Origin of the sequence: Citrobacter sp. JUb117 (genome assembly GCF_024809055.1) — a bacterium.
GTDB lineage: Bacteria > Pseudomonadota > Gammaproteobacteria > Enterobacterales > Enterobacteriaceae > Citrobacter > Citrobacter gillenii.
In genome coordinates, this window is the sequence record NZ_JANUFB010000001.1 from 144,553 (window position 1) to 160,641 (window position 16,089).

Here is a 16,089-nt window from a genome sequence, read left to right on the forward strand (position 1 = left end):
GTATTAGCTTTCCAGCAAACGTTGTAGCAACGTTCCGTTGAGCATGGCACGTTTCACCAGCGCAAATGCGCCAATGGCGGAACGGTGGTCCAGCGTGGAGCGAACCACGGGCAAATTGTGGCGAAATGCCTTCAACGCTTGGGCATTAATGCAGCTTTCGATCGCTGGCAGCAGGACCTTATCTGCCTCTGTAATCTCACCAGCAATAACGATTTTTTGTGGGTTAAACAGGTTGATGGCAATAGCGATGGTTTTACCCAGATGGCGGCCCACGTGCTCAATCACTTCCGATGCCAGGTTATCGCCTTTGTTGGCAGCCTTACAGATCGATTTGATACTGCAATCATCAAGCGTTAGCCGACTTGGATAACCTTGCTTGAGTAAGTTTTGCACGCGATGCTCGATGGACGCGTTGGCCGCGATAGTTTCCAGACAACCAAAGTTACCGCAGTGGCAGCGCTCGCCCAACGGCTCTACCTGAATATGGCCAATCTCGCCAACGTTGCCGTTACGGCCAATAAAAATGCGGCCATTAGAGATGATCCCGGCACCGGTTCCGCGATGCACTCGCACCAGAATGGAGTCTTCGCAGTCCTGACTTGCCCCGAAATAGTGCTCGGCAAGTGCCAGACTACGGATATCGTGACCAACAAAGCAGGTCACCTGGAACCGTTTTTCCAGCGCCTCGACCAGCCCCCAGTTTTCAACCTGAATATGCGGCATATAGCGAATGACGCCACTTTCTGGGTCAACCAGGCCAGGTAGAATAACGGAGATGGCAATTAGCTCACGGACTTTCCGTTGGCAGCTGTCCATAAAGGTGGCAATGGTATTGAGTAGCGCATGTTCCAGCGTTTCCTGGGTGCGCTCGGGTAAGGGGTAGTGCTCCTCAGCGACGGCTTTGCTGCTCATATCGTACAGCGTTAGCGTAGTGTCATGACGGCCAAGACGCACGCCAATGGCGTGGAAATTGCGTGTTTCAGTGACGATAGAGATAGCGCGGCGGCCCCCGGTGGAGGCCTGCTGATCCACTTCTTTGATCAGCCCGCGTTCAATAAGCTGGCGCGTAATTTTAGTTACGCTGGCGGGAGCAAGCTGGCTCTGTTCGGCAATCTGGATGCGCGAGATTGGCCCATGCTGGTCAATCAGGCGATAAACTGCCGCGCTGTTAAGCTGTTTTACGAGATCAACATTACCTATTTGAGCTTGTCCGCCTGGTGTCATTCTTTCTCTTACTCTGTAACGACCTCGTTGCCATTAACGATGGTCTTGATAATTTTAAAGTCGTGTGTGAACGCGGTCAGGTTGGCGACTTTGCCAGGGGCGATACTGCCGAGTTGCTTGTCCACGCCGATGGCGCGAGCGGGGTAGAGTGTTGCCATACGCAGCACTTCATCCAGCGCAATGCCGCAATGTTCAACCAGATTACGTACACCTTCAATCATGGTTAATGACGAGCCGCTCAGGGTGCCGTTCTCATCCACACACAGTCCATTGCGGTAGTATATTGTTTTACCAGCGAAAATGAACTGTTCAATATTTGCACCCGCCGGCGCGGTGGCGTCGGTCACCAGGCACAGCTTGTCACCTTTCAGGCGTTTAGCGTTACGGATGTTAACGTAATCGACGTGCAGACCATCGGCGATGATACCGCAATAAATATCGGCTTCATCAAGGATGGCACCAGCCAGACCCGGTTCGCGGCCAGTAATGTAAGGCATGGCGTTGAACAGGTGTGTTGCAAAGGTAATGCCCGCACGGAAACCGATTTTGGCTTCTTTTACCGTCGCGTTTGAGTGACCCGCTGAAACGACAATACCGGCATTGACCAGTCGGGTGATCACGTCAGCAGGAACCATTTCTGGTGCCAGCGTAACTTTGGTGATCACATCGGCATTATCGCACAGGAAGTCGACCAGCGCAGCGTCAGGCTGACGAACAAAACTTGGGTTATGGGTACCTTTTTTCACCAGATTCAGCCATGGGCCTTCAAGGTGAAGTCCTAATGCCTGATTCGGGTGTTTTGCCAGGTATTCACGCATCACGCGAACGCCTTGTTTCATCAACTCATCGCTGGTGGTGATAAGCGTAGGCAGGTAGTTAGTGCAGCCCGATTTCTCGTTGGCTTTCTGCATGATTTCCAGTGTTTCAACGGTCACAGCTTCTGCCGTATCGTTGAACTGCACGCCGCCGCAGCCGTTTAACTGCACATCAATAAAACCGGGGGAAAGAATGGCCCCATTCAATGAGCGTTGTTCAATCTCCGGCGGTAATTCAGCCAGTGGGCAAACGCTGGCTATCAGGCCATCAGCGACGACAATCGCATGGTCATCAAGAATTTCGTGACCGGTAAAGATCCGGCCCTGGGTTAAAGCATACATTCCGACCCCCGATTTCAAAAAATGCCGCCCTGCAACGCTTTCGGCTGGGCGGAAACAGCATTACAGACCTTTAATATTTTCGGCTTCTAACTCGTTAAAGTATTTCAGCGTCTTCACTTTCAGTTCCATTGTGGAAGGTTCATCGCAAACCACAACGGCTTTTGGATGCAGCTGCAGGCAGCTGATGGTCCACATATGGTTGACGTTACCTTCAACGGCAGCCTGCAGAGCCTGCGCTTTCTGGTGGCCCAGCACCAGAATCATCACTTCTTCGGCATCAAGCAGTGTACCCACGCCAACGGTCAGCGCATATTTCGGCACCTGGCTTACGTCACCGTCAAAGAAACGAGAGTTCGCCACGCGTGTGTCGTGGGTCAGCGTTTTGATACGCGTACGAGAGGCTAAAGACGACGCCGGTTCGTTAAATGCGATGTGCCCGTCGTTGCCTACACCACCCATAAACAGGTGGATTTTACCGTAGGAACGGATTTTTTCTTCATACTGACGGCATTCTGCATCGATATCTGGTGCGTTACCATTGAGGAGGTTGATGTTTTCTGCTGGAATATCAACATGATCAAAGAAGTTGCGATGCATGAAGCTGTGGTAGCTTTCTGGATGCTCTTTCGGCAGGCCAACATACTCGTCCATATTAAATGTGACAACATGTTTGAAGCTAACCTGGCCCGCTTTGTGCATTTCAACTAATGCTTTATAGGCTGTCAGTGGGGTGCCGCCAGTCGGCAGGCCCAGAACGAACGGACGATCTGCCGTTGGTTTGAACGCGTTGATACGGTTAACGATATGGCGAGCAGCCCATTTGCCGACTTGTTCAGCGGTATTCAGGGGGATCAGTCTCATTCTTCACCTCAGTAGTCAATGTAAGCAGTTGGCGGATTGAGTCGCTGTGCAGTATTAAGCGTAACCTGGTTTTGCATCGGTAAGGATCAATCCGTTTCGATTTTTTGAATGATAAAATAAGTTTTCGTAGTTAGCCAGTGGAAGGGAGGGTTAATAACGATATTTGGTGACTGTAATCACAAAAAACACGCTTTTAATTTGCGATACGAATTAATTTTCCACACACTCTGAATGTAGATGAATGGTTAATATCGTTGTTCCAGAATATCTTGCTGTCAGAATTGGTCGCACAATAAAAATATGGCTTCAAAGGAGCCTAATCGGGGTCTCGTAGGGGGAATAAAATGAATATTTTAGGTTTTTTCCAGCGGCTGGGTAGGGCGTTACAGCTCCCCATCGCTGTGCTGCCTGTCGCGGCACTGTTGCTGCGATTTGGCCAACCAGATTTGCTTAACGTCGCCTTCATCGCGCAAGCGGGTGGGGCCATTTTTGATAACCTCGCGTTAATATTTGCCATCGGTGTGGCATCCAGCTGGTCTAAAGACAGTGCGGGTGCGGCAGCGTTGGCAGGTGCCGTTGGTTATTTCATATTGACCAAAGCAATGGTTACCATTAACCCGGCGATCAATATGGGTGTGCTGGCAGGTATCATTACCGGTCTGGTCGGCGGTGCCGTGTATAACCGCTGGTCTGGCATCAAACTGCCTGACTTCCTGAGCTTCTTCGGCGGTAAACGCTTTGTGCCAATCGCCACCGGTTTCTTCTGTTTGGTTCTGGCGGCTATCTTCGGCTACGTATGGCCGCCGGTACAAAATGCCATCCATGCGGGTGGTGAGTGGATCGTGGGCGCTGGCGCGCTGGGTTCCGGTATTTTTGGTTTCATCAACCGTCTGCTGATCCCAACCGGTCTGCATCAGGTTCTGAACACCATCGCCTGGTTCCAGATTGGTGAATTCACCAACGCGGCAGGTGCGGTCTTCCACGGTGACATCAACCGCTTCTACGCGGGTGACGGCACTGCAGGTATGTTCATGTCCGGCTTCTTCCCGATCATGATGTTTGGTCTGCCGGGTGCGGCACTGGCAATGTACTTTGCCGCTCCGAAAGCGCGTCGTCCGATGGTTGGCGGTATGCTGTTGTCCGTGGCCATCACCGCGTTCCTGACCGGTGTGACCGAGCCGCTGGAATTCCTGTTCATGTTCCTGGCGCCATTGCTGTATCTCCTGCACGCACTGTTAACGGGTATCAGCCTGTTCGTTGCGACATTACTGGGGATCCACGCGGGCTTCTCCTTCTCAGCAGGTGCTATCGACTACGTGTTGATGTACAACTTGCCGGCTGCAAGTAAGAACGTCTGGATGCTGGTCGCGATGGGGCTGGTGTTCTTCGTCATCTACTTTGTGTTGTTCAGCGCGGTTATTCGTATGTTTAACCTGAAAACGCCGGGCCGCGAAGATAAAGACGATGAAATTGTTACTGACGAAGCCAACAGCAACACCGAAGAAGGTTTAGCACAACTGGCCACCAGCTACATTGCTGCGGTTGGCGGTACCGATAACCTGAAAGCCATTGATGCCTGTATCACTCGCCTGCGTCTGACCGTTGTCGACTCCGCGAAAGTGAGCGATGCAATGTGTAAACGCCTGGGTGCTTCCGGTGTGGTTAAGCTGAACAAGCAGACTATTCAGGTTATCGTCGGTGCGAAAGCGGAATCTATTGGCGACGAAATGAAGAAAGTTGTCGCACGTGGTCCAGTTGCCGCAGCGTCTGCTGACAGCGCGCCTGCAGCAGCCCCGGCTGCAAAACCGCAGGCTGTGGCGAATGCTGTCACCGTTGAAGCGCTGGTTTCTCCGATTACCGGTGACGTGGTTGCGCTGGAGCAGGTGCCTGATGAAGCCTTCGCCAGCAAAGCGGTCGGCGACGGCGTGGCGGTGAAACCAACCGACAAAATCGTGGTTTCTCCGGCAGCGGGTACCATTGTGAAAATCTTCAATACCAACCATGCGTTCTGCCTGGAAACGCTGAAAGGCGCGGAGATCGTGGTCCACATGGGTATCGATACCGTGGCGCTGGAAGGTAAAGGCTTTACGCGTTTGGTGGAAGAAGGTGCAGAAGTCAAAGCAGGTCAGCCAATCCTTGAAATGGATCTGGAATACCTGAACGCCAATGCTCGTTCAATGATTAGCCCGGTTGTCTGCAGCAACAGCGATGACTTCGGTGGCCTGGTGATTAAAGCCGAAGGCCATGTGGTTGCCGGTCAAACGCCACTGTACGAGATTAAAAGTAAGTAATCGCGCGTAGGCCGGAGAAGGCGTAAGCGCTGCCATCCGGCAACATGAAATGCGTCACCAGCGGCGGGGAGCAATCTCCGCCGCTTTTTTTTGCAGCAAATGCCCGCATAATGACTGTCTGATACGTATTTTGCGTAACTAAAGGTTGTCAGTCAGTCCTGCTTATAAGATCATACGCCGTTATACGTTGTTTACGCTTTGAGGAATCCACGATGAGTGAGGCTGAAGCCCGCCCGAGTAACTTTATTCGTCAGATCATCGATGAAGATCTGGCCAGTGGTAAGCACACCACTATCCATACCCGTTTTCCGCCGGAGCCAAATGGCTATCTGCACATTGGCCACGCGAAATCCATTTGTCTGAACTTTGGTATTGCGCAAGATTACCAGGGCCAGTGCAACCTGCGTTTTGATGATACGAACCCGGTTAAAGAAGACATCGAGTACGTTGAATCCATCAAAAATGACGTTGAATGGTTAGGTTTCCACTGGACTGGCGATATTCGCTACTCGTCGGATTACTTCGACCAGCTGCATGCCTATGCGGTAGAGCTTATCAACAAAGGCCTGGCGTACGTCGACGAACTGTCAGCTGACGAGATCCGTGAATACCGTGGCACCTTGACGCAGCCTGGTAAAAACAGCCCGTACCGCGATCGTAGCGTTGAAGAGAACCTCGCGCTGTTCGAAAAAATGCGTACCGGTGGTTTTGAAGAAGGGAAAGCCTGCCTGCGCGCGAAAATCGATATGGCCTCGCCGTTTATCGTCATGCGCGACCCGGTGCTGTACCGCATTAAATTTGCCGAGCACCACCAGACCGGTAATAAGTGGTGCATCTACCCGATGTACGACTTTACCCACTGCATCAGCGATGCGCTGGAAGGCATCACGCATTCCCTGTGTACGCTGGAGTTCCAGGACAACCGTCGTCTGTACGATTGGGTACTGGACAACATCACCATTCCGGTTCACCCGCGCCAGTACGAATTCTCGCGCCTGAATCTGGAATATACCGTGATGTCCAAGCGTAAGCTGAACCTGCTGGTCACCGACAAGCACGTTGAAGGCTGGGACGATCCGCGTATGCCGACTATCTCTGGCCTGCGTCGCCGTGGTTATACTGCTGCCGCTATCCGTGAGTTCTGTAAACGTATTGGCGTGACCAAGCAGGATAACACCATTGAGATCGCCTCTCTGGAATCCTGTATTCGTGAAGATCTCAACGAAAACGCACCGCGCGCGATGGCGGTTATCGATCCAGTGAAACTGGTTATCGAAAACTATCCGCAGGGTGAAAGCGAACTGGTTACTATGCCGAACCATCCGAATAAACCGGAAATGGGCAGCCGTGAAGTGCCGTTCAGCGGTGAGATTTGGATCGATCGCGCAGATTTCCGCGAAGAAGCCAACAAGCAGTACAAGCGTCTGGTGATGGGCAAAGAAGTGCGTCTGCGCAATGCGTATGTTGTTAAAGCCGAGCGTGTTGAGAAAGACGCAGAAGGCAATATCACCACTATTTTTTGCACCTATGACGCTGACACGTTGAGCAAAGATCCGGCCGATGGGCGTAAAGTCAAAGGCGTTATTCATTGGGTCAGTGCGGCACATGCACTGCCAATTGAAATCCGTCTGTACGATCGTCTGTTCAGCGTGCCGAACCCAGGGGCGGCGGATGACTTCCTGTCCGTTATTAACCCGGATTCACTGGTTATCAAACAGGGCTATGGCGAACCATCGCTGCAGGCTGCCGTTGCGGGTAAAGCCTTCCAGTTTGAACGTGAAGGGTACTTCTGCCTCGATAGCCGCTATACAACGGCGGATAAGCTGGTGTTTAACCGTACTGTGGGTCTGCGTGATACGTGGGCTAAAGTGGGCGAGTAAGCTGCAATACCCCCTGTCAAACGCCGCGCTCTGCGGCGTTTTTTTTATCTCGACATCCTGCATTACTGGCTCTGTTTGCAGAGCGAATTAATTATTATTACGTCGTGTCCTGAGAATTAGTTAATTACCTATCAAAACCTTATGCCCGAGGACGACTCTGACTGTAACCGCTTTCATCCATATGGAAAACAAGCATTTTTTTCATTTTTCAACGTTTTTATATCTGCACATGAAAATGTAACAGAAAGCAATCAAATATGTGCGGTTGCTCATATTCTTACATACTGGTTACAAAAAGAGATTGATAATTCGCGTCGCGAAAAATAGTCTATTCATTGTAGTCAATGAGGTTTTCTCAGCGCTACTTTTTTTACTTTTTGTTTTTTCGCTGACCGCTTTTACCGGCAGCATTTTATACCCAATGGATTTCGAGTTGCATCAAGGCGGCGACGCAGCGAATTCCCAAGAGCGTACATCAGTACGTGACTGGGATGAGCGAGGAACGCCAACGCAGATGCGGCTTGAAAGACGAAGGGTTATACGTCAAAGAGGATTAACATATGCGTACGTTTAGTGGCAAACGTAGTACGCTGGCGCTGGCTATCGCCGGTATCACAGCAATGTCGGGTTTTGTTGTCGCTCCCCAGGTACATGCCGAAGGATTTATTGATGACTCAACCTTAACCGGCGGCATCTATTACTGGCAGCGTGAGCGTGACCGTAAAGATGTGACCGATCATGACAAATACAAAACCAACCTTTCGCACTCCACCTGGAACGCCAACCTCGACTTCCAGTCCGGTTACGCGGCTGATATGTTTGGTATTGATATCGCTGCATTTACCGCTATTGAAATGAACGAAAGTAGCGAAAGCGGTCATCCAAACGAAATCGCATTCTCTTCCAAAAATAAAGGCTATGACGAAGATTACTCCGGCGATAAGAGCGGGATTAGCCTTTATAAAGCAGCAGCTAAATTCAAATATGGCCCAACCTGGGCGCGCGCTGGTTATATTCAACCCACCGGGCAGACGTTGCTGGCTCCGCACTGGAGCTTTATGCCGGGTACTTATCAGGGTGCTGAAGCCGGTGCTAACTTTGACTATGGTGATGCCGGTGCGCTGAGCTTCTCCTACATGTGGGCTAACGAATATAAAGCACCGTGGCACATCGAAGTCGATAAATTCTATCAGGCCGATAAAAAGACCAAGGTAGATTACCTTCATTCGGTCGGCGCGAAATATGACTTCAAAAACAACCTGTTGCTGGAAGCGGCATTTGGTCAGTCCGAAGGCTATGTCGATCAATACTTCGCGAAAGCCAGTTACAAATTTGATTTAGGCGGCAATCCATTCACCACCAGCTATCAGTTCTACGGCGCACGCGATAAGGTTGATGACCGTACCGTTAACAATATTTATGACGGTACCGCCTGGCTGCAGGCGCTGACCTTTGGCTACAAAGTGGCAGAAGTGGTTGATCTGCGTCTGGAAGGTACCTGGGTGAAAGCGGACGGACAGCAGGGCTATTTCCTGCAGCGTATGACGCCAACCTATGCCTCCTCAAACGGTCGTCTGGACGTGTGGTGGGATAACCGCTCTGACTTCAACGCCAACGGCGAAAAAGCGGTTTTCTTTGGCGCAATGTATGACCTGAAAAACTGGAACCTGCCGGGTTGGGCTGTGGGTGCCTCCTATGTTTACGCCTGGGACGCTAAGCCATCGACCTGGCAGACTAACCCGGATGCATACTACGACAAAAATCGTACCATCGAAGAATCGTCTTACAGCCTGGATGCGGTCTACACCCTGCAGGACGGTCGTGCGAAAGGCACGATGTTTAAACTGCACTTCACCCAATACGACAACCATTCAGACATCCCAAGCTGGAGTGGTGGTTACGGCAACATGTTCCAGGATGAGCGCGACGTGAAGTTCATCGTGATTGCACCATTCACCATCTTCTAATGCCAACCGCGGCAGGCCAGGTGCCTGCCGCAACGTTGAGGACTGTTCTATGAAAAAACTGATACTCATCGCCGTCATGGCATCTGGGCTGGTGGCCTGCGCACAATCTCCGGCGCCAAAAGAAGACAGCCGTTTGAAAGAAGCCTACAGCGCCTGCATCAACACCGCACAGGGATCGCCAGAGAAAATCGAGGCCTGCCAAAGCGTGTTAAACGTGCTGAAGAAAGAAAAGCAGCACCAGCAGTTTGCCAATGAAGAAAGTGTTCGCGTACTGGATTATCAGCAGTGTATCCAGGCGACGCGTACGGGCAACGATCAGGCCGTTTCGGCTGATTGCGACAAGGTATGGCGGGAAATCCGCAGCAAGAACACAGCGGAGTAAAATGACAGGTAAAAAACGGGCGGATAGTCTCCGCCCGTTGCTGTTTTTGTTAACCCAGAATATTCAAATAGGCACCCAGTATTGATACGACAACGATGCCAATAAGAATGCGGGAAATTTGGATGTTCTTCCCTAACAGATAATACATTACGCCAAATGCCCCCATCGGTAACAGACACGGCATAATATCGTTTAAAATCTTTTGTAACGGCACGGCATAAGCACCTTCGCCAATCACAAAGGGAACGTTCAATGAGACCATGGTGGCGGTCATTCCTCCTATGACCATCAGCCCCAATATTGCCGCACCGTAGGTGATTTTCTGCATCATTCCCGACTCCTCCATTTTTTTGAAGAAATCAGCACCCAGTCGGTAACCGCCCATCAAACAGAAGTAGCGGATAAAGTAGTGGGGAATGTTAAACACCAGCAGGAACAGTAGCGGTCCCAGAATATTGCCGGATGATGCTAATGAAATCCCCAACCCCGCGGCGATAATACGCAGCGTTCCCCAGAAGAATGAATCACCAATACCCGCTAATGGACCCATCAGCGATGCCTTCACGGCGTTGATTGAGCTGGCGTCGAAGTCATCGTCGAGCATCCGGCGCTCTTCCATGGCTGACGTAATCCCCAGCGGCAGCGTCGACAAGTGAGGCGTGGTATTAAAAAACTCCAAATGCCGGACCAGCGCGTCGGAGATTTCCTGGTCGGTTTTACACGTTTTACGGATAATGGGCACCATCGAAAAGGTATAACCCATATGCATCATACGCTCATAGTTCCACGACGATTCCATGGTCAATGAGCGGAAATAGACGCTCCAGAGATCGCGTTTGGTAATTTTGACATCAGAATTCGTTGTCATCGATGACCTCTTGTTTTTTTGCTTCGTTATTAACGAGTACGATTGCGAGGAACAGGCCAAACAGGGCGATCCCGACCAGCGGTAGTTTTAAATATGCCGCTAGTAGAAAACCAAAGAAGAAATAGGGGAATACTTTTTTGTTGATGATCATTCTCGCCAGCATGGCAAAACCGAGCGCCGGTAAGATGCCCGTGGCGATAGTCATTCCCGTCATAATATCTTTGGGGATCGATTCGAGAATGGCATTAACCACCGGCGTCCCAACATAAAAAGCAAAACCAACCAGAATCGCAAACGGCACGGAACAGGCGAGGGTAGAGTAAATATGCATGCGGACCACGCCGCTGATATTGGCATTTAACGCATGTTTGTCTGCGCGACGGCAAAATATCGGCAAGACAAAGATATACACGGCGTTTTGTAATACCAATACCAACGTAGCAATAGGTACCGCAAGAGCTACGGCAGTGGCCACGTTTTGCCCAGAGGCAATGGCAAAGGCGGTGCCTAAAATACCGCCAGACGTCACATCAGGGGGATTAGATGCGCCAATCTGGAATGCGCCTAACAGCACAAGTTCAATGGCCGAACCAATAATGATGCCATTGGTGAGATCGCCCATAATTAGCCCCACCAACGGCCCCATTACGATCGGACGTCGGAGCATGGCGGTACCGAAGATGGAGTCCAGGTAACCGACACAGGATAAACCACCCAATAAAAAGGATTGCATTAGTAAGCTCATATCCACTACCTCATCCCAGTAAGGCGATAGCTTTCAGTCGGGTATCGTTCGGTACTTGCCTGATCTCAAGTTCGACACCTTTGTTATCCAGTTCTTTTAATTGTGTAACGTCGTGGTCGGTAATAAATATGGCTTTTGATATTTGACGCGTGCCCGGTGCAGATTTAATCCCACCCAGATTGATACTGACAATTTTTTCGTATTCCATTGCCAACGCGTGTGCATCATTAATCGATGCAACAACAATAAAGAGGTTATATTTTTCTGTCGCGCCGCTTTGTAAGGCTTTGATCGAATCTGCAATATTTTTAATAACCAATTTAACGTTATTCGGTCGCGCCAGGCGCATGGCCGTCATTTTTAACTCATCATTGATGATGTCATCATTGGCAATAAGAATGCAATCGGCCTGCAGCGCCGCAGTCCAGGCAAAAGCTACCTGGCCATGTAATAAGCGATGGTCTACACGTAATAATTTAATCATTTTGTTTAACCTTTTGCATTAGCTGTGAAACGTGTTCGGCACAGACATCGCCGGTGTCTTTATAGGTATCTTTGAAATAACTTCCTACCACTGCACCTGAACCCATGGTCAACTGATGCTGACAATTGTCGAGGGTGATCCCGGCACCAATAATTAATGGAAAGTCACCAATGATGGCCCTGAATTCGCGGATTTTATCTTCATCTGTTTCCTGTCCGGTGGCATCACCGGTGACGACAATGGCGTCACAGCGTTGCATCCCTAGCGTCAGGTCTTCCTGCAAGCTGCGTCCAGATTTGTAGGGTTGATACTTGAAACGTACACCACCGAATACGGCAAAAGAAGCATTGCGACGATTTTCCTCAATAAATTGGGCAAATGAGAGGTCTTCATCGACAGGCAAATGTCCGGCAACAGAATCTAACTGGATAAAGCTGGCGTGATATTTTTTGGCTAACTCAAACCCTTTCTTATCATCGTCTAACAGATTGACGCCGTAGGTAATACCCGGTTGAGTGCTGTCGAGGTAATGCAGCACGCTTTCAACTTGTGCAGGGGTGCCAAAATAGTTTTCAACAATCACCGCATCTACGCCATTTTGTTGATAGATAGCGATCTCTTTTTTTGCATTTTCGAGGACATCACGGTCGTTTTCACCTTTCAAATGCAGCATGGCAAGAATGAATTTATTGTCACCAAATAACGTTTCAACTTTATTTTTCATGTTCGCTCCTGGCATTAAAAATCATCTGATTTTGGGGTGCTGTTGAATAACACATCATTGCAGTACTGGATGGTTTCTTTGGATTCCAGAACGGCGGTTCTAATTAGCGCTTGGGTGTCGTCGGTATCGGGGTTTTCCAGAATCAATGCAATCAGTAACGGTAAATTGAGTCCGGTGATTAAATGCAGGCGCGGATCGTCAAGATGAGTAATAAACTCGTTAGTCACGCTTCCCTTAGAGATATCGGTGATCACAATGGCTTCATCTTGGCTGCCCAACGTGCTCATGAATTTTTGTACGCTGAGTTTGATATCAGGCACATCCTCGGTGTAGGCACACAGCGTGGAAATATCTTCATTTTTACCCACGACCATTTCCAGTGAATCCCTGATTCCATCAGCAAATCTGCCATGACTGGCGAACAAAAACTTACGCATACCGCTCCATGCTCCACAATGAGTGACGACACTACAGGTGTCGCCATAAATGATGAGACTGAATTGAGATAGCAGGAATCATGCCAGCTAATGTCAAAGCGGAAGGAGGTGAGAGGGGGGAGTTAATCCATCATTATGATTTTAAAGGATTAATTTGATTTTATGATATCGTAAATATAGCCGATTTCGCTGAACGGAATGGTGACACTATAGGTATCTTCTATGACACTAAAGGCATCCTGAATCATGCACAGTGTTTCTTTATCACTTTGACTAAGCGTCTGCTGTGCCGGGTAGTTCTCAAGAGGAATCTGACGAATCAAACGTTCCAGCATGCAGCTGGCATGGACATACAGGTTAATCTTCGTCTCATTGGCTAAGCGTTTTTTGAGTAATCTTTCGAGAGTACTGATACAGATATCAAGGTGCTCAAGGATTTTTCCGGTATCCAGAATCGTCAACTGAGCGATGACCCGCTTGAGCGAAAAGTTATGTACCAATCTGTCGTTGATGGTCTGAATCATATCGGTATCAGCAATGCCCTGGAAAACCGTTTCCAGGCGAACATCACCCCGGCCGCTGATCAGGTCATCCAATGAAATATAGGGAATAAAGGGGATATCCGGATTAGCTGTTCCGACAACAGCAATAATGTCATAGAACTGAGACAGTGACTGGCGGGAGGACTCTGAAAGCAGTAGCTGGTGGTCATAGGCGATAACATCCACCCCTGCTTCTTTCGGAATACTGTCTTCCAGCAATGTCTGTATTCGCTGCGCCGTACCCATTCCGGTATAGCAGCTGGTAATGATTACTGGACGTTTGACCTGCTCTGAATAGATGATTTTACTGTCATTCTTTTGGTAAGAGGTGACGTTCTCAACAATGCTTTCCAGCGGAGCGTTATCTAATAATAACTCACCGACGTGTAGCGCCATTGCCGTGGAGACATTATTAATAATGGCGACAGGGAAATGGATGCTTTTATTGAACTCAGAGTAAATATCCGTTAACGACCCCATATCTACCAGAATGACCAGCCCATTGGACATATCATTATCATTAATGTACTGCAGTATATTACTGGCGATATCTTTGATGGCCGTGTCGATAGGCATATCGAAGGAGGCAAAAAGGGTTTCACCCAACATGCGGTTCACGACATTGGCAATACTGCTGGCCGTTGCATAGCCATGTGCCAGAATGACCGCTTTGGTTCGTGGTGCAACGGCCACCATCTTCATACTTTTCAAATATAGCGTGAAGAAAACGTCATCTTCCTGGGTAATCTTGAGATCAAATCGCTGGGCGATTTGTGTTGATAACATACTCGCAATCAGGTTCTCTTCTGCCAAATGTTGGCTAATATACTGATGTAAATTTTTGAGCGTTTTTTTATGCGCCAGGATGCCGTCATTACCCTGCTTATTTTTAGTGAATAAATACCATGCTAAGCCGTACAGTCGATTACCGTTAAATTGGACCGAATGTTTGCTTTCTATCTGCTGAACAATATCCTGGATAGTATTGAGATGTGAATAAATGGCCGGGTGATCGTTTTGTGCTGTTGGGTTAAATATGATCTTATCGAACAGCGTATCGATTTCACGAGAGACTTCTGGGAGCAGTACATTTTCGCTATTTTGCTGAAACAGGCTGAAGATCTTATCCCAGAATTCACTAATAAAATGGTTCAACGGTACTACAGGGAGAACCAATTGCTGTAGCGTCATCGAAGGGGTAAATACGACAGCGGTTCCTACAACCTGGTGATTAATTTGCACACCATGCGGCATAAAGCTGTCTGGTAGATCGTCTAAGTGTAAAGAGAGGCACTGATCTGCTTGAGACTTTGCAAAACGCGTGGCACTCAGGCAGGTGATGGTATTTTTTAATTCACCGATATTTCCGCTGTAGATGTGTCGTTTTAAGACGTTCAGCACCTGTGGGGACAGTTTGATATTGCGCTTGAGCAGTTTCGACTCATGCAGGAAAAAGGCATAAATAAACTGGATTTTTTCCGCTTCACCGCGCTGTTCCAACGAAGGAATGGCAATATTCAGCGGGATACGACGTATAAACGTGTCCAGAAAATACTCTTTGGGCGAGACGGTTGTGGCGAAAACCAGTCTGACCTGAGCGCTGATTTCTTTTTCGCTTTCCCCCATGCGACGAAAACGCCCGGTATCCATAAAGGTGAATAACTTTTCCTGACCCTCCGGATGTAAGCGGTGGATCTCATCCAGAAATAGCACCCCTCCATCGGCTTTTTGCAGAAGTCCTTCGCTGGTTTTATCTGCCCCTGTAAATGCACCTTTGATATAGCCAAAGAGGTGACTCGAAAGTAATTCAGGGTTGTTGGCATATTGAGCACAATTGAACGCAATAAATGGCGCGGTGGGGGGCAGGATTTTCTTCTCCACAGCTCGCTGCCAGGATAATTGTGCCAGCATGCTCTTACCGCTGCCGGTCGGGCCATACAGCATTACTGACAGACCGTGAGGGGGATAACAGATCGCGGTATTCAATTTTTCTATAACGGGGACTAAACTTCCCTGGGAACCGATCAATCCGGCAAACGTGTCTTGTTGTTTATATTGATGCTTTTTTAGCTCAGCGGCGCCTGAGAAGACGGACTGACTGACACGAAAAAACTGTTCTTCAAAAACGGCTTTGTGCAGAAAATAGACGGGCCGGGTATTCAGTTTTATGACCAGATTATCGTCAATGAGCTGATTCAGATAGTGGCTGATGGTATTACGCTTCACATTGAAGTGTTCTGCCATCGTTTGGGCCGTATGAAAGTCGTCCAGCGAGTCAAAAGAAAAATGACGGGTCTCTTCTGCCAAAAATGCAAAGATCTCTTCTTTTAACACCGTGAGCCTCTTAACTGTTCCATGCGGGTTCTAACGTCTGGTGCGCATATAAAAGTAACAAAAATAAAATGTTGTGGGACATCATGGCTCATTTGGAGTTTTTGAGTCATCACGTTTTCTACGCGTGTTATTTTGATTTAGCCGCGGGGGAGGTTATCACATTTTGCGGATAGTCGGCGGATGGTTGGCGGTG

At 49.1% G+C, this 16,089-nt stretch carries 13 protein-coding genes; 4 read left to right on the top strand and 9 right to left on the bottom strand.

Annotated features, from left to right (window positions below):
• Positions 1 to 3: 3 nt before the first annotated feature.
• Genes M2374_RS00705 through nagB form a run of 3 tightly spaced genes read right to left on the bottom strand, consistent with a single transcriptional unit; the run spans position 4 to position 3,242 of the window.
• A complete protein-coding gene (locus M2374_RS00705) occupies positions 4 to 1,224 on the bottom strand; it encodes an N-acetylglucosamine repressor (RefSeq protein ID WP_115259091.1) in 1,221 nt (406 codons plus the stop codon).
• A gap of 8 nt (positions 1,225 to 1,232) precedes the next feature.
• The gene (gene nagA / locus M2374_RS00710; RefSeq protein ID WP_115259090.1) at positions 1,233 to 2,381 is read right to left on the bottom strand and encodes an N-acetylglucosamine-6-phosphate deacetylase; all 1,149 of its coding nucleotides are present in this window, start codon (positions 2,379 to 2,381) and stop codon (positions 1,233 to 1,235) included.
• Positions 2,382 to 2,441: 60 nt separating this feature from the next.
• A complete protein-coding gene (gene nagB / locus M2374_RS00715; RefSeq protein ID WP_003022803.1) occupies positions 2,442 to 3,242 on the bottom strand; it encodes a glucosamine-6-phosphate deaminase in 801 nt (266 codons plus the stop codon).
• Between the two features lie 344 nt (positions 3,243 to 3,586).
• Here nagB and nagE point away from each other — a divergent pair, with 344 nt between their 5' ends.
• From nagE to chiQ, 4 genes are all read left to right on the top strand, one after another.
• A complete protein-coding gene (gene nagE, locus M2374_RS00720) occupies positions 3,587 to 5,533 on the top strand; it encodes a PTS N-acetyl glucosamine transporter subunit IIABC (RefSeq protein ID WP_117342231.1) in 1,947 nt (648 codons plus the stop codon).
• 212 nt (positions 5,534 to 5,745) lie between these two features.
• On the top strand, positions 5,746 to 7,413 hold the full coding sequence (gene glnS / locus M2374_RS00725) for a glutamine--tRNA ligase (RefSeq protein ID WP_117342232.1): 1,668 nt from the start codon (positions 5,746 to 5,748) through the stop codon (positions 7,411 to 7,413).
• A gap of 560 nt (positions 7,414 to 7,973) precedes the next feature.
• The gene (gene chiP / locus M2374_RS00730) at positions 7,974 to 9,380 is read left to right on the top strand and encodes a chitoporin ChiP (protein ID WP_115259087.1); all 1,407 of its coding nucleotides are present in this window, start codon (positions 7,974 to 7,976) and stop codon (positions 9,378 to 9,380) included.
• Between the two features lie 49 nt (positions 9,381 to 9,429).
• A complete protein-coding gene (gene chiQ / locus M2374_RS00735) occupies positions 9,430 to 9,762 on the top strand; it encodes a ChiQ/YbfN family lipoprotein (protein WP_181688367.1) in 333 nt (110 codons plus the stop codon).
• Positions 9,763 to 9,811: 49 nt separating this feature from the next.
• Here chiQ and M2374_RS00740 read toward each other — a convergent pair whose 3' ends face one another.
• The 6 genes from M2374_RS00740 to M2374_RS00765 all read right to left on the bottom strand — a co-directional run bounded on the left by M2374_RS00740 (position 9,812) and on the right by M2374_RS00765 (position 15,896).
• Positions 9,812 to 10,630: a PTS system mannose/fructose/sorbose family transporter subunit IID gene (locus tag M2374_RS00740; RefSeq protein WP_115259085.1), complete on the bottom strand. Its 819-nt coding sequence runs from the start codon at positions 10,628 to 10,630 to the stop codon at positions 9,812 to 9,814.
• Entirely contained in the window at positions 10,614 to 11,375 is a 762-nt protein-coding gene (locus M2374_RS00745) for a PTS sugar transporter subunit IIC (protein ID WP_115259084.1), read from the bottom strand. Before M2374_RS00745 ends, M2374_RS00740 begins: the two co-directional genes overlap by 17 nt.
• A 10-nt stretch (positions 11,376 to 11,385) precedes the next feature.
• Positions 11,386 to 11,859, bottom strand: a complete 474-nt coding sequence (locus M2374_RS00750) for a PTS sugar transporter subunit IIB (protein ID WP_115259083.1) — start codon at positions 11,857 to 11,859, stop codon at positions 11,386 to 11,388.
• The gene (locus M2374_RS00755) at positions 11,852 to 12,583 is read right to left on the bottom strand and encodes a BtpA/SgcQ family protein (RefSeq protein WP_197970841.1); all 732 of its coding nucleotides are present in this window, start codon (positions 12,581 to 12,583) and stop codon (positions 11,852 to 11,854) included. Before M2374_RS00755 ends, M2374_RS00750 begins: the two co-directional genes overlap by 8 nt.
• 14 nt (positions 12,584 to 12,597) lie before the next feature.
• Positions 12,598 to 13,020, bottom strand: coding sequence for a PTS sugar transporter subunit IIA (locus M2374_RS00760; RefSeq protein ID WP_115259080.1), 423 nt, complete (start codon positions 13,018 to 13,020; stop codon positions 12,598 to 12,600).
• A 149-nt stretch (positions 13,021 to 13,169) separates the two neighbouring features.
• Positions 13,170 to 15,896, bottom strand: a complete 2,727-nt coding sequence (locus M2374_RS00765; protein WP_181688366.1) for a sigma 54-interacting transcriptional regulator — start codon at positions 15,894 to 15,896, stop codon at positions 13,170 to 13,172.
• Positions 15,897 to 16,089: the final 193 nt, after the last annotated feature.

What these genes read in the sequence shown, in the direction of transcription:
- M2374_RS00705 (WP_115259091.1), bottom strand. Translation starts at nt 1,224, where the DNA reads ATGACACCAGGCGGACAAGCTCAAATAGGTAATGTTGATCTCGTAAAA.
- nagA (WP_115259090.1), bottom strand. Translation starts at nt 2,381, where the DNA reads ATGTATGCTTTAACCCAGGGCCGGATCTTTACCGGTCACGAAATTCTT.
- nagB (WP_003022803.1), bottom strand. Translation starts at nt 3,242, where the DNA reads ATGAGACTGATCCCCCTGAATACCGCTGAACAAGTCGGCAAATGGGCT.
- nagE (WP_117342231.1), top strand. Translation starts at nt 3,587, where the DNA reads ATGAATATTTTAGGTTTTTTCCAGCGGCTGGGTAGGGCGTTACAGCTC.
- glnS (WP_117342232.1), top strand. Translation starts at nt 5,746, where the DNA reads ATGAGTGAGGCTGAAGCCCGCCCGAGTAACTTTATTCGTCAGATCATC.
- chiP (WP_115259087.1), top strand. Translation starts at nt 7,974, where the DNA reads ATGCGTACGTTTAGTGGCAAACGTAGTACGCTGGCGCTGGCTATCGCC.
- chiQ (WP_181688367.1), top strand. Translation starts at nt 9,430, where the DNA reads ATGAAAAAACTGATACTCATCGCCGTCATGGCATCTGGGCTGGTGGCC.
- M2374_RS00740 (WP_115259085.1), bottom strand. Translation starts at nt 10,630, where the DNA reads ATGACAACGAATTCTGATGTCAAAATTACCAAACGCGATCTCTGGAGC.
- M2374_RS00745 (WP_115259084.1), bottom strand. Translation starts at nt 11,375, where the DNA reads ATGAGCTTACTAATGCAATCCTTTTTATTGGGTGGTTTATCCTGTGTC.
- M2374_RS00750 (WP_115259083.1), bottom strand. Translation starts at nt 11,859, where the DNA reads ATGATTAAATTATTACGTGTAGACCATCGCTTATTACATGGCCAGGTA.
- M2374_RS00755 (WP_197970841.1), bottom strand. Translation starts at nt 12,583, where the DNA reads ATGAAAAATAAAGTTGAAACGTTATTTGGTGACAATAAATTCATTCTT.
- M2374_RS00760 (WP_115259080.1), bottom strand. Translation starts at nt 13,020, where the DNA reads ATGCGTAAGTTTTTGTTCGCCAGTCATGGCAGATTTGCTGATGGAATC.